We start from the raw sequence: 24,263 nt of genomic DNA on the forward strand, positions 1-24,263 counted from the left end.
TGTATGATTTATCGATTAAACTTATTGATAATACACCGTAAAGTTTGCAGTCCCATTGAAGTCACCTACAGAGACCTCTTTATCATAACCTGCTGATTTTTTCGCACGTGCAACAAAGTTTAATGTATTTTTACCAGCAGTGATATTCATCACTTTTTTCTTCTGACCAAGAGTAATTTTACCATTATGATCAGCTAACTCTACTGCAATACCTTTAGCATTACCGATCATAATTAATTCGTTATTATCAGCGTCTTGTCCGGAAAACATAATATGTGCCTGACTAGCCGTTTTGGTATCACACTGTTCTAATTGGATGGAGAAATTCATTGGTTTCGTTTTCCCTTCATCCAGAAATGATTTACTGATGGAGCCAAAATCAATGGTTTGATAAAGGGCATCACTAGAAATATTACACGGAGACTCAATAACACTCCCTCTGAAGTTAATTGTTCCTTCTTCCCCTAATTTCATTGCTGGAGTCGTTGATTCTGCCTGAGCAGTGAATGTAACCATTCCCATTGTCATTGCAACGATGGCAGCCATTTTATGTAAACGCATTTTATTTTCTATCCTCATTTATAGATGAACCTTCAAACAGACAATAAGTGATGACGTTGCATCTGTCTGAAGGCTTATTGAGACAATGTTATTCGAACAACTTAAAAACAATCATGAAATGGAGCACAGCGTTAATGCCATGAAGCATAAATCCGGGTTTATTCATTTGTTATATCAATGAATAATCCGGCTTCACGGGTTAACATTTAGTACCAAACTGTTAACTCATCTAGAATAATCTGTAAAGAAACGCAAAATCACTATATTTAACCATTGATTGGAAACAAGGAAGTTTTTTCCTCTTTCGATTACGAAATTAACATTTAGGATGAGATTTTGAGGATCATGTGACAGGAGGAAGTTAGGAATTTTTCTTAATTTTATAGAAATTTAGCGTCATGAATTACACTTTACTCATCATAGAGTTGAAAAATATTTTGCAAACTTAAAAAAAAATCGTTAGCTTAAAAAATAACGAATCGGGGCAGTTAACAGTTTGGTACTAAATGTAATCCTTTTTCGTTTTCCTCTTGCCCGCCAAATTCCATCAAAGCGACCCGCGTTACTCGCGGTATATCTGACCGTATGACGAATGTTACGATGACCTAAATAGTCTTGAATCAAGCGCGTATCAACGCCATTATCCGCTAAAGCATAACCACACGAATGACGCAACATGTGCGGATTCGCGCAAATCGCAATTTCTGCCTTGATACTGGTGTTTCTGATGATTTTATAGAATTGCTGTCGCGACAAAGGTTCTCCGGTTCTGGAAATAAACAGCCATTCACTCTTACCGAATTTTTCCAGTTTCTTACGTACCGTCAGCCATTTACGTAACAACTGAATTTCCCGCGAAACCATGGGATGGATGGTGGAAAAACCATTTTTCAATCGATTAACGCTCACACTCCGGTCGCGTAGATCCACATCCGACATACGCAGCCCCAGCAGCTCAGAAACGCGAAAACCATGAAGAAATCCCATAAAAAGCATACAGATATTACGCTCTGGATTTGCACCTTTCTCTAATTCAAGCAGTAATTGCTCAATCTCAGATTGAGTTAAATATTTACGTTTTAACATGATGTATTACTCTCTGTGGTAGTTTATTTATAATTAAAATCATTCACTAAAAGGCCACTCTCAAAATGGATCATTGATTGAAAAAATAAAAACATTCGATATATGCTCATAAAACACAATTATTAGCATGGCGATTAAAAACACATAATAAACTATGTAATTATTTTTATATAAACTAAAAAACATATAAATCTTCCCAACATAAATAAATACAAAAGCCTTATAAGTAAGAAGCATTCCATATAGAACAGCTATCTTTCTTATTATCAGCCGTTAATCTAAAACATGATAAAAAACATTCCCCTTCATTGGATAATGTAACAAACAAGGCTCACAATCAACCATTTTCAATCTCAATACCGGAGGGGATTAAGCCAGCGCCATTAACATCTTTGCGCATATAAACAATAAATAGAATGTGATATTAGATAAATCACCAATGACAATTATATGAAAAATTTATGTCATAAATATGACAATAGCATTGAACACCTTTTCATCATTGTGAAACACTGAAATTCCTGAATGGATAAATATCCAGTGATTTTTTGCGAGTCGCTTCGCAAAGAGCAACATTGTCGATAGCATATTCGTCGACTAGACGCTAGGGTAGATATCGAATTAGCTAATGAATGCGATACAGATAAAAACACGGATAAATTCGCGGTGCAGTGCGGGCAAAGTGCTGATAAAGTATCGCTGTATATCCCAATAACACAAGGAATGTACCAATGAGCCTTCACGTTTCATTTCGCCATACTGACATTGATATCCCGGAGTTAATACTGAATGGCAGTGCACTCAGCGATGCGGGATTTACCGCAAATGAGTTATTTCATATCTCACAATTTTCCAATGGAATTATTATCTCTCTCATTGATCCCAATGTGGACCTGGCCAGTTTGATCGATGAAGTAGACGTTAATCCATACGAAGGGATCGACAATATTCGTGAGAATGGTGAACTTTATATTGCAGGAGACTGGTTAACAATCAGTAAGTTAGTGGAACAGCCGATTAACATTGAAATGGAACCCGGTAAAATCATTCTTAAACCCAAACTGATGTCAATGCTGGCTTAACCTTTGTTGTTATTAAAACGGATGTTATTAAAACAGATGTTATTAAAACAGATGTTATTAAAACAGGTGTTATTAAAACCAGTCTCTTTCAAAAACAGCCTCTATCAATTAGCCGGAAATATGAAGAAGCATTCCGGCTTTTAAGGTTTCCAAATCGTTTTGGCCTTTCTTATTCAAGGCGGCATTTCAAACACCAATGGCCTGAACCACTTCTTCCGGCTGTTCACCCCGCTTCATCGGTAAGGAATTTTCAAGCTGTGTTATTTTTTCATATCAAATTGTCCACTTCCTGTTTTTCTTCGCTAAATCCCAATGTGAACGGTTATCAATAACTCAAACAAATGTAATATTCCTCTGATTTTATTTGTACTTTTCCAAAATGTAAATTACGGATCAAAATCATGAATTAAATACCGTCAATGACCTATAAAAAAGGTTAAATAATTAAAAACAAACATCTATAAACATATAGCCTTAATGTTACTCATATATATAATATTTTGTTATTAAAGGAAAAGACAAATAATCCCCACATAGAAATATAAATATTCCCTATGTAAAATTTGCAAACATAACATTCAAAACTATACTCCAAACTGCAAGAGTAGATTTCGGGTTTCAGTACTCTAATCAGAGGATATATATGATGAAAATCTTGAAGTTATCCGTTGCAGCATTACTGGTGTTGTTTTCAAGTACAGTGCTTGCAGCGCCAGCAGTATCAACTTCAGCCAATACCGTTTCAAAAACAGCAACGGCTGTAAAACATGATGTTAAGACGGCAAAAAACAAAGCCGTTTCGTTAAAAAAGAAAGTAAGCAAAAAAGCCAAGAAACAAAAAGCCTCAAGTAAAATAACCAAAAAGAACTCAGTCAAAAAAGGGGCTAATACAGCCCTTTGTAAAGATGGTAGCTATAGCAAGAGCAAATCCCGTAAGGGAGCCTGCTCTCGCCACGGTGGTGTTTCCAAGTGGCTGTAATATTTCGTTGATTTTTTATGATGCACAATTAGGGAGCTTCGGCTCCCTAATTATTTTCTGATCATTATCGCATTTTTTCGCTGGATGATTTTTTTAATGAATAGTTTTTTCAATGGACAGTTTTTTCAATGAAAACAGTGGTATCATTCTTTAGCATCACCCTGTTTTCATCATCCTATTCCGTCGTAATAGGATGAATAAAGGATAACGTACCACTTAACCGGAAAAAATTGGAATAATAATGCGATTTACTGACGATAAACAAATAAGAAAATCGATAATTAGGTTATTTACCTATACCGAACAAATTATTATGCTCAAGAGTTTTGCATTAGTGAAGAATGAAACCAGAGATGATTTCACCCATTGGATAAGAGGGCTCGCCTATGAATTCATCGACTCGGTAAAAACCGTAACGATATTTTTTATTATTCTCCTGGGATCTTATTTTTGGATTATGTGGAAATCACAAATTTATTCTTCAGCCGTTAATTATGTGCCTCTGGTCTACTTCGCCTTTTGTTTTTTCTCCATCTTAAACAAGGCCAGAATTATTGGATGTGGGTATATTGTTGGTTTAAAATTTTTCTTATTCTGCATTAATAACAAAATATTCTTTAAACCCAAGACACTGAATAAAGCCTATCCTCCCTTCAATACACAGGGCATTAAGGTTTATATTGGTGATGATGAAAAAACAAAAAAACTGATTACGAAAATATTTACCTTTAAAGAACAACTTACGCTGTTACGCCTTTTTTCTGTAGAACGGGAAAGAACGAATGGTGATTTTCTTGCTTGGTTGATCAAAACTGCTGATGATGATTTTTCTGCTACCAGAATGATGTTGATCGTTTTTTTTATTGTATTATCCATTACTCTAATACAACAGCCTGACGGATGGTATTATATTCTTATTACTTTCTTCATTTTTTTGATGCCTTTAATTATATTAATTTGTATGTTTGCCTCATCTCACTTGCATGGCTGTAGTTTTATGACAAGCGTAAAATTACTTTATTTTCATATTAAAAATAAAGCTAACACTATAAAATAATATCCTTTAATCATCATATCGATCCAAGTGAAAGCTACGTATCAGAGACATTTTCTGGCCATTTATGGTCATTAATAAAAAATAAACCAGAAAAATTGATATCAAACTTTCACTGATTGAAGCTCAAATAAAAACAAGAGTAAAATTAACAAAAAAACATATCTCCAATCTGGGAATAGCAATAAATAATACTTTAAAAACCAAAGCAATAACACGAATAGATTAAAAAACCACTTAATACGTAACCATAGGAAAACATTAAACTTTAAATTTGAACCACCAAATAAAACCCCAATAATAATTACATTAATTTACCGTACAAAGTAAAAAATATAGATATTTGTCAGTAGGGTGCTAACATTCGTTACAGAAACGAAACTTATGAATGACGAATAAGAGTAGCTATATAAGGTTTGCTCTGCTAATATTCGTTTGTTTTTTATCCAGAGTAATAAAACGAGGAGAAGCAAATGCCCTCTCGAACGATGAGGACAACTGCGGTCTTCGCTTTCTTTATCTCATTAATTTTTACCGGTCTGAGCTATGCCTCGACCAGTACCTCGAAAATGGAAGAGTATTCTCACAATGGCATTCAAAAGAATTTGCCTGACTTGCGAAAATACCCTTCAGGTACACCCCGAAAGAAAGCGTTTTTAAATGTTGTTGTCCCCGTAATTGATAAACATAATCAGAAGATTATGCAGGATCGTAAATGGCTTCTGGCACATCAGAAAACACGTAGCTGGTCTGCACAGGATATCAATCGGTTACAAAAGATCTGCATGGATTACAAAATGACCTGCAACTCACCCAAGCAGGTTAGTTGGAGTCAATTACTCAGTCGGGTTGATATTGTACCGACCCATTTTGTCGCCACTCAGGCAGCAGCGGAATCAGGCTGGGGAACATCAGAACTTGCCCAGAAAAATAATAATTTGTTTGGTATGCGCTGTGGCTCTTGCGGCAAAACGAAAGGAAAAGTCAAAGGTTATTCTGTTTATCATTCCATTGATGCTTCTGTCATTGCCTACATGAAAAATCTGAATACGCACCGTGCCTATGAATCACTTCGTTCTTCGCGTGCAACCCAGAGGACAACGCAGAAGCCGCTGAATACCAGCAAACTCATCGATAACCTCAATGGTTATTCCGAACTGGGTGCTGACTATAACCGCTATCTGCATCAGGTATTTAATGGCAATAAACAGTTGATTTCACAGGTGCAGGAATTGGCTATCCAATAAGAATAAAGACCGTGGAATAGCCAGTACAATCATCTCTCTCTAATCCATTTTGTATTCATGACAAAATGGATTCTTTTTTTATAATTCCCCTCTATTATTATCTATTGTAAACATAGGTAAACTCCATACTATAATGTATCCCAGAATTACCTCCTTTTTCCCAACGATAAATAGTTAGCCAGAGCCTGATATGAATTTCTTTTCTTTTGAGTTTCTTGGATCGTTTGTCATTCTGCTTCTTATCTATTGGCTTTTGCAGAAAGCCCCTAAGCTACAGAATAGCTTATTAATTTTAGTGAGTTATCTGTTCCTATTCTCTTTTTCAGCAAATGTCGCCTACATTTTATTCGCCTATACGCTATTTATTTACTTTTTAACGAATATTCTCAGCCGTTATTTATCCAACCGGGTCATATTCATTCTATTGACATTCGGTATTCTCGGCTGTTTCACTGTTTTCAAATATTACGCGTTCTTTCAGGAGGCTATTCAGCAATCATTAGCCAATATGGGTATTAACGTGGAATTGCCGGTTCTTGAATTGCTGATGCCGCTGGGGTTGTCATTCTATGCATTCCATTCAGTCAGTTATGTTGTATCGGTGTGCAGAAAAGAATTGCCTCCCGCTCCGCTGCCTGATGTCATTTTGTATCTCTGTTTTTTTCCGAGTATCGTTGCCGGGCCAATTAATCGCGCCAAAGATTTTCTGCCACAGATTCAGGCATCATCCAGAATTATGCTGGAACCTTTAAAGGCTCTATTATTGATTGCACTCGCCATCGCAAAACTCTTTTTACTCAGTTCTACACTCTCTGAGTATCTTGTGAATCCTGTATTTGAAGATCCCACCAGCCACCATGCCGGGCAAATCCTCGTCGCGATTTATGCTTATGCCTGGAATATCTACTTCAATTTTTCCGGTTATACCGATCTGGTCACCGGTATCGCTCTGTTATTAGGTTTCAACGTACCACGCAATTTCGACGCTCCTTATCTTGCTGAGAATTTACAAGCGTTCTGGCGACGCTGGCATATCAGCCTGTCAACGTTTATCCGTGATTATGTCTATATTCCGCTGGGAGGGAATAAAAAAGGCGTATTTCGCAAGAACCTGAATATGTTCATCGCAATGGTGATTTCGGGTCTATGGCATGGCGCCGGACTCAGTTTTATTATTTGGGGAGCAATTCATGGTTTAGGATTAATTTTACAAAATATTAAAAATGCCCTGTTCCCTGCGGCCAAAAAACATCATGGGTCACCGCTAACGCACCCTTTTTCATTATTTTTATCCCGCGTGGTGACATTCCATTTTGTCTGCTTTGCATGGGTCTTTTTCCGTAGCCCAACCCTTAATGATGCTTTGGCGGTATTATCTCCACTGTTCTCCGGGGATATTTTTACAGCACTGTTATCCAGCCGTTGGCTATTAATGGCTTTTTGGGGATTCTTTATTATTTATCCGTGGCTGGTGGATCTCAGAAACACTATTGAAGAAAAATATAACCTGATTTCCTGGGTTTATTACCCCATTCCCTTAGCTTTGATCCTCACTTTGGTATTTATCTTATCACCGTCTGGAATGCCAGGATTTATCTATGCCAACTTTTGAATTTGCCTCTAATTTTAAAAAAGTCGGACAAGTGATTTGTGTCGTGACTGTCACCAGCCTGTTACTTATCTGGCTGAATCAGCGTTCGCTGGATAATTTCTGGCAACAAAAATATCATCGCAACACACCTTGGACATTCCTCAAAGGAGAGCCCGGGTGGGATTTAGGGAATAATATACAGCAAGGTGCCATTGCGGCCAGTGAGACATTCATGACCTATGCAACAGGCCGATATCAGGATAATTATTCACAATCTATGAATAGCGCTGGCACCCGAACCGTATTTCCACCTGATTTTCAGGTCGGCCTGCGCTTTCTCAAAGGTTATGTACATCCCATCGAGAATCTCTCTTTCACTTTTCCAGCGCTGTTACAGAAAGATATTAAGCCCGTGCAATCCCCGTTGATCCGGAATGGTTCAGGACAAAACCCGGTTATTGATATCGTCCAGAAAACCCATGTCAATCTGGGCGCAAAAGATAAAGTGCTGTTTGCCGGCGATTCAATGATGCAGGGCATTGCCCCACACTTAAAACGTCGTCTTTATCAGGAATATGGTATTTCCAGCCTGAATTTAAGTAAGCAAAGTACCGGATTGTCTTACCCCGGTTTTTTTGACTGGCCGCAAACCATCAGCAATGCGTTAAGAGATAATCCTGATATTAAATTGGTCGTGGTATTTTTAGGCCCGAATGATCCGTGGGATATTCCATCAAGGCGCGGAGGCCCTTACTTGAAATTTGCCAGTGAAGATTGGGAAAATCTTTATCGTCAACGTATTGAAACTATCTTGCATAATGCCCGCCAGCATCATGTGGATGTTATCTGGGTTGGCCCTCCCAATATGCGCCAGAAAAAACTCTCCAATGGGATAACTTACCTCAATAAATTGTATCAAACCGAGGTAACCAAAATGGGGGAAATCTATATTTCAGCCAATGATATGTTTAAATATCAATCAGACAATTATTCAGATTATATTGGGGATGGCAGTAGTACAATCAAACTCCGAAGTGGAGATGGTATCCATTTCAGTTTGAATGGGCAAAAAACCATTGCAAACGCTCTGTTTTCATTGATTACCTTTATTCAGGAGCCTGTTAAAGAAGATGCAACCATCTAAAATGTTCCGTGGATTTTATCGGATATTGGGTGCAAGTCTGGTTACTGCGCTGGCTGTGAACCTCTTATCATGCCACGGGGAAAAGTCTAAGCCTTTATCGGAACAGTCAAGCACGCAGACATACCGTCAGCAACAATTGACGGATTTTGCTGATCCCCACCTCGCGCTACTGGCGGATAAGCTGCGTCACAGCGATACCCGTCAGCTTCATTTTGTGCAATTGGGAGATTCACACACCGCCGCCGATTTCTTTACCGGCAAATTGCGCAACTTATTGCAGAACCGTTATGGCGATGCGGGGCCGGGTTTCATTCCTCCGATCAGCATCCCCGGCCAGCGTAACGCTGCGGTACAGGTGACGGAGAATAAAACCGGCTGGTGGCTTTCAAGCAGCCGCAAAGAGAATCGGGCGGACTATCCTCTGGGCGGGTTTATTGCCATTCCGGAAAGTGCCAGCAGCACAATACGGTTGGCTTTATCTCCCTCCAGCCTTGATAAGTACAGAATAAGCACGCTCTATCAATCCCATGAGGCGACTAAAATCAGGGCGCAGTTTACTTCAATGCAAGTATGGGATTTACCCGCGACAAGCAGTGAATGGCGTTTCTCACCACAACAGAACGTTAATTTCCCCGTTACGCTCTACCCGCAGGATACGCAATTGAAAATCGGCGGCTGGCTGATAAAGCGCCAAAGCCCCGGCATCATGCTATCGGCATTGGGCATAAATGGTGCCACCATTAATATGCTGGATAAATGGCAGCCTCAGTGGATCGATACGTTGGCTCAGATGAAACCCGATTTGGTGATCCTCGCTTACGGCACTAATGAAGCCTTTAATGATTCTCTGGATTTGGTGGCGTATCAGAACGCACTGACATCCAAAGTCAAAGATATTCGCAAGAGGATACCGCAAGCCGTTATCCTGCTGATTGGGCCGAATGACTCACTGCAAAATAAAGCGGCGGCAAGCTGTGGTGAACAACAACCTGCCCTGCTCAACGACATTATCCGCATTCAGCAAGCCGTCGCCCAAAAACAACACACCCTGTTCTGGGATTGGCGGGAATATATGGGCGGGCCGTGTTCAGTCAAAGCATGGGCGCAGCAAGATCTTGCACGTCCTGATTATGTCCACCTTTCCGCTGCTGGCTATGAACGCAGTGCCGAAGCGCTTTATAAGCAGTTTGTCGGTTTGGTTGAGCGGTGAATAAGCCCATAAAAAACGGCACCTGAATCAATGATAAGGTGCCGTTGGCAAGCGCTCAGAAAGGTTTTAGTTTTCGAACATCACAATATTGCGAAGTAAATCATGCCCACCATCGCGCCGGTGGTGCCGAGAATGGTTTCCATCATCGTCCACGTTTTCAGGGTTTGTGCTTCTGTCGCGCCCGTAAATTTACCGAACAACCAGAAGCCGGAATCATTCACATGGCTGAGAACCAGCGATCCGCCTGCAATACACACTGACAACGCCGCCATTTGTGCACCGGAATACCCCAATTCACCAATCACGGGTAAAACCAGCCCCACGGTGGTTAAACACGCGACCGTTGCCGAACCCTGGATCACACGCACTGCGCCCGACAGAATAAAGCACGCCAGCGCGATTGGCAGACCCGCACCGATCAACGCATTCCCCAATGCAGGCCCAACCCCGGAATCCACCAATACTTGTTTGAACACCCCCCCAGCGCCGGTCACCAGCAGGATAATCCCCGCAGGTTGAATCGCCGCCGAACAGACATCCATCACTTTCTCTTTGCTCATGCCCCGACGGATCGCCAGACCATAAATCGCCACCAAACAGGCAATCAGAATCGCGGTGAAAGGATGTCCAATAAATTCCAGCCAGTGATATAGCGTCGATTGCGGATCAACAAAACGCGCGCCGATGGTTTTCAATCCCACCAACACCAGAGGGAACAGCACCAGCGCCAGACTGAAACCAAAGGAAGGCATTTGGCTTTTGCCAATGCTGGGGGTACTCAGATCTTTGGGCAAATCCAGCGTGACATATTTGCTGATGAAATTACCGTATATCGGGCCAGCCAGTAACATGCCGGGGATCGCCGCACTCAGGCCAATCAGGATCATCCAGCCAAAATCTGCCCCCATTTGAGAAGCCAGCATCATAGGCACCGGCCCCGGCACCAGAAACGCGGCAGCGGCGGCAACACCGGCAAACAGGGGAAGTGCCAGTTTGACAACATTGCCGTTGGTGCGACGGGCAACAGCAAAAACCACGCCAATCAACAGGACGACCGCGACATCAAAAAACAGGGGTAATGCGCAAATAAGCCCGGCCATTCCCAGCGCATAATTGGCCCGTTTTTCACCAAAACTCCCCAACAGTTTCACCGCAATCTGATCGAGCGCCCCGGTTTCATGCAGGATCTTGCCAAACATCGCCCCCAGAGCCACAACAACCGCGAGGAACCCCAACGTGCCCGCCATCCCGTTTTGCATCGTCTGGGTGATTTTTTCCAATGGCATTCCAGAAAAAATGCCTGCTCCCATTGAAACCAGCATCAGCGCAATAAAAGCGTGCATTCTGGCTTTCATCACCAGAAATAGTAACAGGAGAACCGATCCAACCGCCGTCAGAACCAGCGTTAAGGTACTCATTGATGAACCTCGCTAATATGCTCAGGGTTGTTTATTGTGAACTCAATAAGTTGCAGGGTGTTTTTGATGACTTCATCAAGAACGGGTTTGATATCAATATGATGGACATCTTTTTCATCGCGGGTCGGCTCTTCCAATGTTTCAAATTGTGAGATCAACATTTGTGGCTTGAAGAAGTGCCCCTTGCGTGCTTTCAGACGGCTTTCGATTAAATCAAATTCTCCCTTCATATAGAGAAATGACAGGTTTGTATTGCCATCACGCAACCTATCCCGATAGCTTTTTTTCAAGGCAGAGCACACGAGCAAGGAGATAGGATTAGTGCGCTGCATGGCAAAAATGGCGTTGTTGAGTGCCTGCAACCACGGCTGGCGATCCTCATCATTCAAAGCGTGGCCCTGGGCCATTTTCGTAATATTGGTGCGGGGATGGAGGAAATCGCCATCCAGAAACGCAGCCCCCAGCTCATGGGCAACACCACTGGCAACTGCGGATTTACCGCTGCCGGATACCCCCATCAATACAAAAACATGGTTTGGCTGTTGGGTATCGCTCATATCAAACTCCTTTATGAAAATCTTATTTTTTGGCTATTGCGATGATTTATCTACAAAACCTTAGCCATGAAACATGACCTGAAAATATAGCCCGTTAATGTTACCGGTAACTTATTACCGGTAACATTAACAGCAGGGCAGGATGGTGAGCAATCAATCAGGATCGTCAAAAAATGAAAATGTGAGGCTTATCGCACTTGAAGAGGGGGATAGAGCATTTTGATCTACAAAAATTAAACACTTTCACCTAATGAAAGGGTAAATCCAACATCAATCAAAGTCTGTTCCGGCTTTTCCCCTTTCAGGCGGGCAAGCAGGGCTTCTGCCGCTTTGCGTCCCATCAGGTCACGGGGGGTCAGCACACTGGCCAGTTTCGGTGTCATGACCTGACCAATATCGTGACCATGAAAACCCGCTACCGCAATCTCTTCCGGCACTTTGATCCCCTGACGCTGGCACTCGAAGATTGCCCCAATGGCGATATCATCATTGGTGCAAAACAAACCATCAACTTCGGGGTATTTCTGGCAGGTTTCCTGCAAAAGCTGTGCCCCCAGAGAATAGGATGAACTGGCTGGCGTCATGACTTTTCTTGGCGGGAGACCTGCACTTCGCATCGCCGCCTCAAACCCTTGCAAACGGATCAACGTCCGTTCATCCTGCCGGGCACCGAGGTAGATCACGTTCTGGCAGCCACGTTCGATCATCGCCATCGTCATCTGATGCGCGGCGGCAAAATTATCGATTCCCACGGCAATATCAAGGCAAGGTGATACGCAGTCCATTAATTCCACCACGGGAATGCCGACCGTTTGCAATATTTTCAATGTCTTGGGAGTATGCGTGCGTTCTGCCAGAATCAGGCCATCAATATTGTAAGCAAGCAGGGAGAGTAAACGTTCTTCTTCTTTCTGGGCTGAATACCCATAGTGGGCAAGCATGGTCTGATAGCCATTGCGATCGGTGACATATTCGATCCCACGGATCACTTCGGCAAAAACTTGGTTAGTCAATGAAGGGAGCAAAACGCCTATCGCACGACTGGTAGAATTGGAAAGAATATCCGGTACACGATTGGGGATGTACCCCAATTGATCCACCGCTTCGGCAATTCGTTTCCCCAACGCTTCAGAAACCTGATCCGGGTTACGTAAAAAACGGCTGACCGTCATTTTAGTAACCCCAACGAGGTCTGCAACATTTTGTAAAGCTGGGCGTTTTTTCTTCATTTTCAATGTAATGCAATCAGTTATTGATACGTACAGACGAATAGCCTGCGGTTTTAGCACATTTATACACTATAACAACATGCTTTTTGGCGAAAAATGCAGGGTAACTCTCACTGATTTATCAATTGTCTTGCAAAATGTGATGAGCTACACGCGCCTGAGTAGGTCCCGATGGGTCAGGAAAATGAGAGGAATTTATACAGTAAAAAAGGGGAATACTTAAGCCCACCACAACTAACAATAACATTTGAAAAAATATTATTAATTAATAGGTTAAGTGAAAAATTATATTTATTTATTTTTGTTCTTCATGTGATCATTATCATCAGCACAATAATGACATGCCCAAAATGCAATTATAGATGGAATCACTACCGTAAAAAATAACATCATTTTTACTCCTCTTAAATCGATAGAATTTTGCAAGATCTCTACCTTATTCTGCATCAAAAAGCAAAGGTTATTTGTTCAACCCAGAGCTGAAGCGCAACAGCCCCTGCTGGCACTCCATCCTGTCAGAGAATATGGTCAATAAGAAAAAATATTAAATAACTTATTAAATACATAATTAATCAAATGACCGATGGATAAATAAAGATTAGACAAGATATTACCAACCGTCTAGTAAAATACCCCAGCCGTGCTGCTGGCTATTGCATTTCCGTTATCATATTTCACCGTTAAAATACTCAAATTAATTAAAACCACCAAGTTATTAACCATTGCATTATCTTGGATGGTCTTTATTTCTATTGGCTTTTTTACACAATGATTACCAACTAAAATAATAACTTATCCCCGTAGGTACGGGGAACACATGTGTCTCTGTCCTGTGGATACCAAGCGATGCGGTTTATCCCCGTAGGTACGGGGAACACTTCTGGCTGTTTCTGCATCGTTTAAACCAATTCGGTTTATCCCCGTAGGTACGGGGAACACTCAGCGCAGTGAATCTTGCGCCGTGACAGACGCGGTTTATCCCCGTAGGTACGGGGAACACAAACGTATTTCCTTTTACTTTTCTAAAAACGACGGTTTATCCCCGTAGGTACGGGGAACACGGTTCAGGTTAGCCATTTACTACCTCCTTTCCGGTTTATCCCCGTAGGTACGGGGAACACTTCTGCCAGTCCCATAACAAAGAGCATTTTTTCGGTTTATCCCCGTAGGTACGGGGAACACCGAAACAGCACCACTGACGGCCTCAGATAACACGGTTTATCCCCGTAGGTACGGGGAACACATGTTTAACGTCAGGGAAAATATGACTGGGGTCGGTTTATCCCCGTAGGTACGGGGAACACTATTCCCTGTCTGGGGAATGCCAGCGGTTGACCGGTTTATCCCCGTAGGTACGGGGAACACTCTAATTTTATCCGTCTGTTTTATAAAATCTTTTTAGAGGGGAATAATTCTACCATTTTTTTCGCTTATGAGGCTAAACCATAGGCATAATGGAGACGTGCTTATAGTGATTTGCTACACTGTACTATCACTCACTGCCTTTGGCAGATATGGCTAAGGTGTTCCCCGTGAGTACGGGGATAAACCGTTGTTATTTTCTCTGCTAGTTGTTATCAATATGTGTTCCCCGTACCTACGGGGATAACTACTTCCTTAGACAAGAAATTTGTATACCACAATAACTTAACCAGTTGATAATTTTTAATATATTATTTTTCTTAAGTTGTTATTTTCTTTTTCAGTTGAAATTTGACTTTACACAAATGCCTGCTAATGTTTATTACAATAATCAAACAGAAAAATTTTTATGGGGATCACTCATGACACGCTATCCAGCCGAATTCAAACGTGCCATCCAAGAAAAAATGTTGCCTCCACATAATGTCAGCGTCTCTTCCCTATCTAAAACGCTAGGAATCCCCACAAGTACCCTATCGGACTGGCGAAAAAATGCGTTGGCTGCAAAGAAAAACCATTCCCCAGGAAAAACTCAACATCAGAAAAAAACACCGCCACAAAAAACCGGTCAGGATCTATTACAGGCCACCATAAAGGTAACTATCAAAATTTAAATTATGGCACTACGGAATTATCACCATTATTTCCCCACATAAATCTAAATGTGATCGAGGTTCCATATCATAATTAACACTAATGAAAAATCGCCAGAAAATAGGGTAAATTATCCACACCCGTTGTTACCCTAAAATATTTAACTGACTTTTGAAATAGAACGCTATTTTAATACAGGAAAACATCTTGCACACTAAAACTAAAACAGAATATTGGAATCGGATGGTGCCAGAGCTGACCGTGACAAATTTTCCCGCTTCACTCGATTTCTATCAGCGAATATTGGGATTTGAAATATTAATCCGGCGGGAAAATCCCGATTTTGTCTATTTAGGGTTGGGAGAGGCACAATTAATGTTGGAAGCCTATCACGACAGTGGCTGGAATACCGGAGAACTCAACAAACCTCTAGGTCGTGGCATCAATTTTCAAATTGAATTGGATGATATAGAACCAATATTGACCAGTCTACAAATCAATGGAATCGCGCTGTATCGCCCACTGGAAGATAATTATTATTGCATTGGTGATAATACCCAAGTTTGCCAACGGGAATTCTTGGTTCAAGACCCCGATGGTTATTTACTCCGGTTCAGCCAATATATCGAACACCAACAAGAGTAACTCTATTTCGTTAATGAGGGTCGGTTGAACATTTATTTCACCGTAAAAAAAACATGCCTGAGATTATAAATAATTTTGGCTATCTCACTCAATATTGGGGCAAGGCCAAAAAAAATCCCTATTCCGACGAAGATTACCATCTTCTGGCTTATCACTGTCTGGATGTTGCCGCAGTAGGCCAATTATTATTGGCTCCGCACAAAAAAATCACCCAGGATTTGGCCGATTTTTTGGCACTATCACCCGAATCATTGCAAAATCTGTTTTCATTCTTGCTGGTATTGCATGATATCGGCAAATTTGCCTCGGCCTTTCAGCAATTATATTCTCCAGAGAAGACTCATCTGATTAAACCAGCCCAGCTAAGACCCTACGATTCCCGAAATTTCAGGCATGATCGGCTGGGGCTGTTTTTCTGGAAGAAGATTCGGGACGATGTCCTGTTTTCATTGGTGGGAAACAATAACCTGCAATCCAGAGAAAAAGATCTTGCTCAGGATAGCTTGATGATTTTAATGCAGTGTATGTTAGGCCATCACGGTAAACCGATTGATGATACTCGTGAGAGAGATGTTATTGATTTTACCGAGAAAAAAAATGTTGATGATGCAACGGCATTCACCCATGACCTGCTCAAACTTTTTCAACCCCGCCTTCCACTGGAAAAATTACTGTCAAAAGAGTGGCAGCACAACCTGAAACAGGTGAGCTGGCAACTTGTCGGTATTGTCGTGCTGGCGGATTGGATAGGTTCTGACAGTCAACATTTCCGTTATCAGACCAAGGCCCGATCACTGGCAGAATATTGGCAACTTACCCAAAAACAGGCCCAAGTTGCCCTGAATGACATCGATATCCACAACACGCCCGTGATATCCCCTTACACCTCGATCCAAGAGTATTACCACTTCTCGCCAACGCCATTGCAAAAATGGGCGGAAGACGTCCCGGTTGATGATTCCCCACAACTTTTTATTCTGGAAGATGTGACCGGCGCGGGCAAAACAGAAGCCGCCCTTGCCCTGACCCATCGCTTAATGCAAGCCGGCGCGGCGGACGGCTTCTATTTTGGCCTGCCGACCATGGCAACATCCAACGCCATGTTTGGCCGGATCGCCAAACACTACCAGAAGATGTTCGATGCCAAAAACGGCAAACTGCCCAGCATTGTTCTCGCTCACGGCGCTCGTGAGATGAATGACCACTTTCAGGACATCATCCTGACCTCAGAACACAACGACAGTGATTACACCAGAAACGATATCACCGCAACGGCACAGTGCCATCAATGGCTGGCAGATTCCAACAAAAAAGCCTTGCTGGCCTCCATTGGGGTGGGAACTATCGATCAGGCATTACTTGCCGTATTGCCAAGAAAGTATCAGTCACTCCGTTTAATTGGGCTAAACCGTAAGGTCTTGATCTTCGATGAAGTACACGCCGCAGATGAGTACATGTTTGCGTTGCTGGAAAGCCTGTTAAGCCTGCACCTGCATCAAGGGGGATCGGTGATCTTGCTGACCGCCACCCTCTCCTTAAAACAGCGTCAACGGCTGGTGAATATCTGGTTGTCTGCCTGCGGAATTCCGGCACAGAAACTGCAGGAAACCGCCTTTCCACTGGCAACTCACGTGACCTTGAATCCAGAAAGTCCGCTGATTGAAACCCCGTTGCGCAGCCGGGCGGATGTCAGCCGTACCGTCGCGGTCAACACCGTGAACGCTCTGGATGAATGTGTGCAAATCGCCCTGAACGCCGCCAAAAATGGGCAATGTGTGGTTTGGGTTCGCAACTCCGTGGATGATGCTCTTCATGCTTTCCAACTTATTCAGTCACAAATGGATAAACCGGCAAATTGCCTGCTATTTCACAGCCGTTTTATTTTGCATGACCGAAAAGAGATCGAAAACCGGGTACTGGATATATTAGGTCAGACAAGCAACAAGGAGGATCGGCAGGGAAAAATCCTGATCACAACGCAGGTCTTTCAGGAAAGCCTTGATGCCGATACGGATGTGCTGATCTCCGATATCTGCCCCATCGATGATTTGATTCAGCGGGTTGGCCGCCTGCACCGCCATACCCGCAATACAGATGGCGAATATCAGAAAGGCATAACGGATCATCGCGCTGCCCCGACATTATATCTCCACGCGCCAGCATGGGACGATCACCCCGAAGCAGACTGGTTAAGCAAAGATTTTCGCAACACCCAATATGTTTATCGTTCAGCCGGGCGTTTATGGCTTGGCTTGCGCGAATTACGGCGTTTGGGTGCCATTCGTATGCCTGCTGAGGCCCGAACCTTGATCGAAGCGGTTTATGGTGAAGAGGCCGATGAGCAAATCCCTGATGCCCTTAAACCGAAGGATAATGATGCGATAGCTGAAGGGCGAAGCAAGGACGCCATCGCACGGTCACAAGCCCTGCAATGGCAGCGCCATGAATATAGCAAACGCAGTGCAGGCGGTTGGTATGACGATGATCGGGATATCAGTACCCGCTTTAGCGATATCGAAACGGTGAGCGTGCTACTCGTCAAACGAACCGAAAGCGGTGAATTGATACCGTGGGTAGAAGATGAAAAGTTTCCCGTTCAACTCAGTACACTCAAGATCGCAAAAAACAAAGTTGCCGATAAGTTGCAGCCCATACCCGACGCCCTTTCTCGCGCGGTGGAACGATTACAGAATAAATTCAAGGCCGTCAAATACCTGCAAATCTGGCTGCCTGAGCTTGACCCACATTTTACTTATGATCCCAACATGGGATTGTATGAATCCCCTAAGCAGGAGGAGTGATGAATCTCGTTAAAGATGCGTGGCTGATTTTTAGAATGAGAGATGGCAGTGAGGAAAAACGGCCGTTGGCGGCAATCTGCGATCCCGCCGTGATGGATTTTGCCCTGCCACGGGCAGATTTTCAGGGAGCCGCCTATCAACTGGCGATTGGCTTGCTGCAAACCGTTTTTGCTCCCGAAGATAAGTATGAATGGCAGGATTTTTATGAACAAGCCCCTAAGCAGGCAGATTTACAAACCCAGTTTAATCTCGTGGAACATGCCTTTAATCTGACCGGCGATGGTCCGCTGTTTATGCAGGACTTTGATCCTCTGGATGGCGCAAAATTGACGGAGATTTCCGGTTTACTGATCGAAGCGCCGGGTGCCAATACACTCAAGCTGAATACCGACCACTTTATTAAACGTGGTCAATGTAACGTTATCTCCCCCGAAATGGCCGCCATCGCCCTATTTACCTTACAGATCAATGCCCCTGCCGGCGGAGTCGGGCATCGGGTCGGGCTACGGGGAGGTGGCCCGCTGACAACCTTAATTCAGCCGCAAAAATTGGACGCATCGTTATGGCAAAAACTTTGGTTCAATGTCATTAATCGGGAGCGAGGATCTTACTCGAATCCCGACCTTAACAGCCCGGCTATTTTTCCGTGGCTGGGCAAAACCCATACCAGCCAAAAAGCAGGTACGGAAATCTATGCGCACAATGTGCATGAACTGCATAGGTATTGGGCGATGCCACGGCGGATACGTCTGGAAATAGACGATCAACCCGCCATTTGCCAATTGACGGGGCAAGCCACCAACCAGTCTGTTTCGGGTTATCGCAGCCAAAACTATGGCAACAATTATGCGGGTACCTGGCACCACCCTTTAACCCCCTATCGGTGGAATCCGAAAAAAACGCATGAAGTGCACCTTTCCGTCAAAGGGCAACCCGGCGGTATCACCTACAAGATCTGGGATAGCCTGACATTTTCTGATGATAAAGAGGGTCAACGAGCCGCGCAGGTTGTCGACCATTTTGACCAGCTCAGTGATCATTTTACGGATAAACAGGGCACCACTCCCCGATTATGGATTTTTGGCTATGATATGGACAACATGAAAGCCCGTGGTTGGTATTCCACCACGCTTCCGCTGTTTTCCCTGCCGATTGATAAAAAAGAGGCCATTTTCCGGCGGGTTAAAACATTACAAAACCTCTCCGCTTATGCATTGACCCAATGTCGCACCCAAATCAAAAGCGCATGGTTCAACCGCCCGAATGATCGCAAAGGCGATATGTCATTTATCGATGCGGCTTTCTATCAACGCACCCAAGCCGCCTTCTTCAGGGCGGTACAGCAGATTGTCAGCAGCCAGCACGAAGCGTCTTCTTTATCGACCAAAGACGCTCAAACCTGGCTCTACCAACTCAGAAATACCTGCTTTGATCTGTTTGATGAGTGTGTGCTGTCAGAAGAGATGGACCCCAAACATCTGCCTAAAAAAATCGAAGCCCGGCAAATTCTGACCAGGTGGCTGATGGGCGGCAAAGATGTCAAGTCATTTATGACAGAGCACAAAATAGAAACCCAATCATCCAAGAACAAAAAGAAGGAGGCGAACCATGAATAACCTGAGCGAAAGCCGCTTAATGCGTTGGTGGGAAAGTATGTTTTTATCCGCTGCGGAATTGAAGGAAAAAGAGATTTTCCCCGCGCCGACGCTCTATAAAGCCGAATTAAAGCGTTGTCAGGATATTGACTCAGTGAGGTTAGCCGAAGGTTTTCGGGCACTGTGGTTTATTTTGCCGGAAGAGATCACCGAAGCAGCGGAACATAAGACCATGACCCTTTGGGCAATGATTGCCGCCACTCTCGTGTATGTAAAAACCAACACCCCAACCAATCTGGCAACCGCCGCAGGCACCAAAACCGACAATGACAAACCGGTTGTCAGCCCCCATCGCTTCGCCCAATTGCAGGCAGCCAAAACTCCCGAAGAATTCATTATTCGCTTACGGCGTATTTTACAACAACTGAAAGGCGAGGTTTCCGTGTTATCCCTTGCCAAAGATATTGAGCAATGGATGCAGGAATACCACCAGCCAAGGCCACGTCGAGCCAACAAACGCCTGATTGTGCAATGGACGATGGATTACTACAAAGCAGCTAAATAACAAGCAGCTAAATAACCTTTTATCTTGTATGACGTTTAAACTATAAGGAATTCCCAATGAGCCAATTTATTCAGCTACATCTGTTAACTTCCTATCCACCTGCCAACCTGAACCGTGACGATCTTGGGCGTCCCAAAACGGCCAAAATGGGCGGTTTCGAACGATTAAGGATCAGCTCCCAGAGTTTGAAGCGCCATTGGCGGATCTCTGACCTGTTTCAGGGATCCCTGTCAGATCATCTTGGTTTTCGTACCAAACGTTTTGGCTTTCAGGTTTATCTCCACCTGCTGAATGGGGGCATTAAAGAGAAACAAGCCACCGCATGGGCTGTCGCTATTGCAAACGTATTTGGCAAAAATAAAAAAGATGAGCCACTGGAAATTGAACAACTGGCCCATATCAGCCCGGCCGAAAAAGAGGCGACTTTTGCGTTGGCGGACAAACTGATTGCAGAAAATCGGGCACCCACCGAAGCCGAGTTGCAACTACTGAGCACAGAAAAAACCGCCGTCGACATTGCGCTGTTTGGCCGTATGCTGGCTTCCAGCCCAGCCTACAGCGTCGAAGCTGCCTGTCAGGTTGCCCATGCCATCAGCGTTCACAGTGTTATCGTGGAAGATGATTACTTTACCGCCGTAGACGATCTCAATAACGGTAAAAGTGATTCAGGTTCAGCCCATATTGGCGAAACCGGCTTTGCGGCTGCCCTGTTCTACAGCTATATCTGTATCAATAAATCTTTGCTGATCGAAAATATGGCAGGTAATGAAACACTGGCGAATAAAGCCATTGCCGCCCTGACAGAAGCCGCCGTTAAAGTCGCGCCATCCGGCAAACAAAACAGCTTCGGTTCCCGTGCCTATGCCAGTTATGTGTTGGCGGAAAAAGGTGAATATCAACCCCGCTCCCTGTCCGTCGCTTTTTTAAGGCCCGTTGATGATGAAGATCAGGCAGCCGACGCCATCTCAGCATTGGAAAAACAAGTTAAAAACTTCGATAACGTTTATGGCGCTTGCGCTGACACGCGCTATAGCATCAATGCTGTGACGGGTGAAGGTCGTTTTGCTGAGTTGGTTCAGTTCGTCACCGAGTAAAAAGGGGACCAATATGAAGACTTATCTGGTCTTTCGCTTATACGGTGTACTCGCCAGTTGGGGGGTGGAAGCCGTCGGTGAAAGCCGCCCGACCGGCATTTGTCCGACCCGTTCGGCTATTTTAGGACTCTTGGGCGCCGCGCTGGGTATCCGGCGTGATGATGAAACACAGCTTGCCGCGTTGCAACAAAGTGTCAAGGTCGCCATCAAACAGATCGTTCCCGGTTCATTGATGCGGGATTATCATACTGCTCAGGTTCCCTCTCAAGAGAAAAAACAGACTCACCTGACTCGCCAAAGTGAGTTAAGTGATAAATTTAAATTGAACACGGTCCTGTCTTCACGGGATTACCGCACCGATGGCCTGTGGATTATCGCCATTTCCTTGACCGAACAGGCCGGTTTCACCCTTCCTGCCTTGCAGGATGCGCTACTGAAACCCGTCTTTACGCTCAGTCTTGGGCGAAAATCCTGCCCTCTGGCGCTGCCGATGATGCCGCAATTGGCAGAATTTCCGTCATTAAAAACCGCGCTGGATATCCCTTTTCCTCCCTTAACACAATCAGAAAAAGCCGATCGCTATCTGTTGAGCAGTTATGACTATAACGTAGTGAGCTATTTCTGGGAGGGGGATAAAGACGAGATCGATATTGCTGATACCCCCATACTGACCAGCCAGCCCTGGGATGAACCGCTATCACGTCGCCGCTGGCAGTTTACGCAACGCACGATGCACCAGATATCGATAATGGAGGGAACACATGTATCTGTCTAAAGTCACCTTGCGGCCTTCTGTTTATCCTATCCAGGCCCCGTCACGACAGACGAAAAATGATGTTTATTCTTCCCACCAACTCTTGTGGCAACTGTTTACCGAGCAGGAAGAGCGCAATTTCCTCTTCAGGGAAGAGCAGAACTTAAATGGCCGGCCTGAGTTTTGGGTGCTATCCACGACCCCACCGATCGTCCATTCTTCACGGTTTCAGGTTCAGACCAAACCTTTTGCCCCCCAGTTACATCACGGTCAAAAACTGATGTTCAAACTCCGCGTGAATCCAACGGTCTGCGTCACGGATAAAGAGACTCGCAAACAGCAACGCCATGACGTTTTGATGAATGCCAAGCGTCAGGCACAGGATGCCGGCATTGACCCTGATAAAATTGAATCCTTGATGACACAAGCCGCCCAAGCATGGATACAGGATGAGAAACGGCTGGCTAATTGGGGTATCCGCTTTGATTTCGCTCCGGATATTGAACGCTATACCCAACATCGCAGCTTCAAAGCCTCTGGGCAAAAAGTGTCATTTTCCAGCGTAGATTTTCAGGGTGTACTCACTTTGTCAGACAGCGAGCTTTTCCTTGAGCAGTACCGCCAAGGATTTGGCCGGGCAAAATCCTTGGGTTGTGGGCTGATGCTGATAAGGGCACTGTAACGTACAGGTATAGCAACGTAAAGGTATAGTCATGGCATTCATTCCATTGAAACCCATTCCCATCAAAGACCGGAATTCGATGATCTTTATCGGTATGGGACGTATTGATGTCAAAGATAATGCGTTCGTTGTGCTTGATGAAGTCAACGGTGAACGGATGCATATTCCCGTCGGCTCCATCGCCTGCATTATGCTGGAGCCGGGCACCCGTATCAGCCATGCCGCAGTCAAACTGGCGTCAACGACCGGGACGTTGCTGATTTGGGTGGGAGAAGCGGGAGTCAGGCTCTATTCCGTAGGGCAACCGGGGGGTGCGCGTTCAGACCGATTACTTTATCAGGCCAAGTTAGCGCTGGATGAAAATCTGCGCCTGAAAGTTGTCCGCAAAATGTTTGAATTACGCTTTGGTGAACCCGCTCCGCAAAAGCGAAACGTTGAACAGCTCAGGGGAATAGAAGGTGCCCGCGTCAGGAAAATCTATCAAATCTTGGCAAAACAATATGGGGTAAAGTGGAAAGGCCGCAATTATGACCACACAAATTGGGATAAAGGAGATCTCATCAATCGCTGCATCAGTGCAGCAACCTCCTGTCTGTATGGCGTCACCGAAGCCGCAGTTCTGGCAGCAGGCTACGCGCCGGCCATTGGTTTTCTACATACGGGCAAGCCCTTATCCTTTGTCTATGATATTGCGGATATCCTGAAATTTGATACTGTCGTCCCCATCGCTTTTAAAGTGGCTGCCACCCATAGCATTGCGCCGGATAGACAAGTCAGGATTGCCTGTCGCGAGAAATTCAGAACAGACAAGATCCTGAAACGCCTTATTCCATTAATTGAAGACGTACTCGCAGCAGGCGAAATATCCCCACCGCCGCCACCCGCTGATGCACAACCCCCTGCCATTCCCGAACCCATCTCCATCGGTGATATCGGGCACAGGAGCCAATAAA

At 44.1% G+C, this 24,263-nt stretch carries 21 protein-coding genes and 1 CRISPR repeat array; of the genes, 16 read left to right on the plus strand and 5 right to left on the minus strand.

What is annotated here, in order from left to right:
• Positions 1–21: 21 nt before the first annotated feature.
• Both Xbed_RS08380 and Xbed_RS08385 read right to left on the minus strand, forming a co-directional pair.
• Complete coding sequence (locus tag Xbed_RS08380; RefSeq protein ID WP_167371884.1) at positions 22–561, minus strand: fimbrial protein; 540 nt, start codon at positions 559–561, stop codon at positions 22–24.
• Positions 562–1,020: 459 nt separating this feature from the next.
• Positions 1,021–1,647: a tyrosine-type DNA invertase gene (locus tag Xbed_RS08385; RefSeq protein WP_086112472.1), complete on the minus strand. Its 627-nt coding sequence runs from the start codon at positions 1,645–1,647 to the stop codon at positions 1,021–1,023.
• Between the two features lie 731 nt (positions 1,648–2,378).
• Between Xbed_RS08385 and Xbed_RS08390 the strand changes: the two genes are divergently transcribed.
• The 7 genes from Xbed_RS08390 (at position 2,379) to Xbed_RS08420 (ending at position 9,954) form a co-directional block, all read left to right on the plus strand.
• Positions 2,379–2,729 carry a SymE family type I addiction module toxin gene (locus Xbed_RS08390; RefSeq protein WP_086112473.1) on the plus strand — a complete coding sequence of 117 codons (351 nt, stop codon included), beginning with the start codon at positions 2,379–2,381 and terminating at the stop codon, positions 2,727–2,729.
• Positions 2,730–3,372: 643 nt separating this feature from the next.
• Positions 3,373–3,708, plus strand: a complete 336-nt coding sequence (locus tag Xbed_RS08395) for a DUF3761 domain-containing protein (RefSeq protein ID WP_244182443.1) — start codon at positions 3,373–3,375, stop codon at positions 3,706–3,708.
• 241 nt (positions 3,709–3,949) lie between these two features.
• Positions 3,950–4,765: a hypothetical protein gene (locus Xbed_RS08400; protein ID WP_086112475.1), complete on the plus strand. Its 816-nt coding sequence runs from the start codon at positions 3,950–3,952 to the stop codon at positions 4,763–4,765.
• Between the two features lie 470 nt (positions 4,766–5,235).
• Positions 5,236–6,009, plus strand: coding sequence for a protein bax (locus Xbed_RS08405; RefSeq protein WP_086112476.1), 774 nt, complete (start codon positions 5,236–5,238; stop codon positions 6,007–6,009).
• A gap of 190 nt (positions 6,010–6,199) precedes the next feature.
• Complete coding sequence (locus tag Xbed_RS08410; protein ID WP_086112478.1) at positions 6,200–7,621, plus strand: MBOAT family O-acyltransferase; 1,422 nt, start codon at positions 6,200–6,202, stop codon at positions 7,619–7,621.
• Complete coding sequence (locus tag Xbed_RS08415; protein ID WP_086112479.1) at positions 7,608–8,744, plus strand: SGNH/GDSL hydrolase family protein; 1,137 nt, start codon at positions 7,608–7,610, stop codon at positions 8,742–8,744. Before Xbed_RS08410 ends, Xbed_RS08415 begins: the two co-directional genes overlap by 14 nt.
• On the plus strand, positions 8,731–9,954 hold the full coding sequence (locus tag Xbed_RS08420; RefSeq protein ID WP_086112480.1) for an SGNH/GDSL hydrolase family protein: 1,224 nt from the start codon (positions 8,731–8,733) through the stop codon (positions 9,952–9,954). Before Xbed_RS08415 ends, Xbed_RS08420 begins: the two co-directional genes overlap by 14 nt.
• A gap of 80 nt (positions 9,955–10,034) precedes the next feature.
• Here Xbed_RS08420 and gntU read toward each other — a convergent pair whose 3' ends face one another.
• The 3 genes from gntU to gntR all read right to left on the minus strand — a co-directional run bounded on the left by gntU (position 10,035) and on the right by gntR (position 13,158).
• Complete coding sequence (gene gntU, locus Xbed_RS08425) at positions 10,035–11,372, minus strand: gluconate transporter (RefSeq protein ID WP_086112481.1); 1,338 nt, start codon at positions 11,370–11,372, stop codon at positions 10,035–10,037.
• Positions 11,369–11,929 carry a gluconokinase gene (gntK, locus tag Xbed_RS08430; protein ID WP_086112482.1) on the minus strand — a complete coding sequence of 187 codons (561 nt, stop codon included), beginning with the start codon at positions 11,927–11,929 and terminating at the stop codon, positions 11,369–11,371. Before gntK ends, gntU begins: the two co-directional genes overlap by 4 nt.
• Before the next feature lie 233 nt (positions 11,930–12,162).
• A complete protein-coding gene (gene gntR / locus Xbed_RS08435) occupies positions 12,163–13,158 on the minus strand; it encodes a gluconate operon transcriptional repressor GntR (protein ID WP_086112483.1) in 996 nt (331 codons plus the stop codon).
• Between the two features lie 788 nt (positions 13,159–13,946).
• Positions 13,947–14,523: a CRISPR direct-repeat array (repeat unit 29 nt; unit sequence CGGTTTATCCCCGTAGGTACGGGGAACAC).
• A gap of 419 nt (positions 14,524–14,942) precedes the next feature.
• Here gntR and Xbed_RS08440 point away from each other — a divergent pair.
• The 9 genes from Xbed_RS08440 (at position 14,943) to cas1e (ending at position 24,262) form a co-directional block, all read left to right on the plus strand.
• Positions 14,943–15,194, plus strand: coding sequence for a transposase (locus Xbed_RS08440; protein ID WP_086112484.1), 252 nt, complete (start codon positions 14,943–14,945; stop codon positions 15,192–15,194).
• A gap of 223 nt (positions 15,195–15,417) precedes the next feature.
• Positions 15,418–15,819 carry a bleomycin resistance protein gene (locus Xbed_RS08445; RefSeq protein WP_086112485.1) on the plus strand — a complete coding sequence of 134 codons (402 nt, stop codon included), beginning with the start codon at positions 15,418–15,420 and terminating at the stop codon, positions 15,817–15,819.
• A gap of 53 nt (positions 15,820–15,872) precedes the next feature.
• A complete protein-coding gene (locus Xbed_RS08450; protein WP_086112486.1) occupies positions 15,873–18,620 on the plus strand; it encodes a CRISPR-associated helicase/endonuclease Cas3 in 2,748 nt (915 codons plus the stop codon).
• Positions 18,620–20,236 carry a type I-E CRISPR-associated protein Cse1/CasA gene (casA, locus tag Xbed_RS08455; RefSeq protein WP_086112487.1) on the plus strand — a complete coding sequence of 539 codons (1,617 nt, stop codon included), beginning with the start codon at positions 18,620–18,622 and terminating at the stop codon, positions 20,234–20,236. The genes Xbed_RS08450 and casA overlap by 1 nt, the downstream gene beginning before the upstream one ends.
• A complete protein-coding gene (gene casB, locus Xbed_RS08460; protein WP_086112488.1) occupies positions 20,229–20,780 on the plus strand; it encodes a type I-E CRISPR-associated protein Cse2/CasB in 552 nt (183 codons plus the stop codon). The genes casA and casB overlap by 8 nt, the downstream gene beginning before the upstream one ends.
• Positions 20,781–20,836: 56 nt before the next feature.
• The gene (gene cas7e, locus Xbed_RS08465; protein WP_086112489.1) at positions 20,837–21,874 is read left to right on the plus strand and encodes a type I-E CRISPR-associated protein Cas7/Cse4/CasC; all 1,038 of its coding nucleotides are present in this window, start codon (positions 20,837–20,839) and stop codon (positions 21,872–21,874) included.
• A gap of 13 nt (positions 21,875–21,887) precedes the next feature.
• Positions 21,888–22,649 carry a type I-E CRISPR-associated protein Cas5/CasD gene (gene cas5e / locus Xbed_RS08470; protein WP_086112490.1) on the plus strand — a complete coding sequence of 254 codons (762 nt, stop codon included), beginning with the start codon at positions 21,888–21,890 and terminating at the stop codon, positions 22,647–22,649.
• On the plus strand, positions 22,636–23,310 hold the full coding sequence (cas6e, locus tag Xbed_RS08475; RefSeq protein WP_086112491.1) for a type I-E CRISPR-associated protein Cas6/Cse3/CasE: 675 nt from the start codon (positions 22,636–22,638) through the stop codon (positions 23,308–23,310). The genes cas5e and cas6e overlap by 14 nt, the downstream gene beginning before the upstream one ends.
• Before the next feature lie 31 nt (positions 23,311–23,341).
• Positions 23,342–24,262, plus strand: a complete 921-nt coding sequence (cas1e, locus tag Xbed_RS08480; protein ID WP_086112492.1) for a type I-E CRISPR-associated endonuclease Cas1e — start codon at positions 23,342–23,344, stop codon at positions 24,260–24,262.
• The last annotated feature ends 1 nt before the right edge of the window (position 24,263 follow it).

Source organism: Xenorhabdus beddingii, assembly GCF_002127545.1.
GTDB lineage: Bacteria > Pseudomonadota > Gammaproteobacteria > Enterobacterales > Enterobacteriaceae > Xenorhabdus > Xenorhabdus beddingii.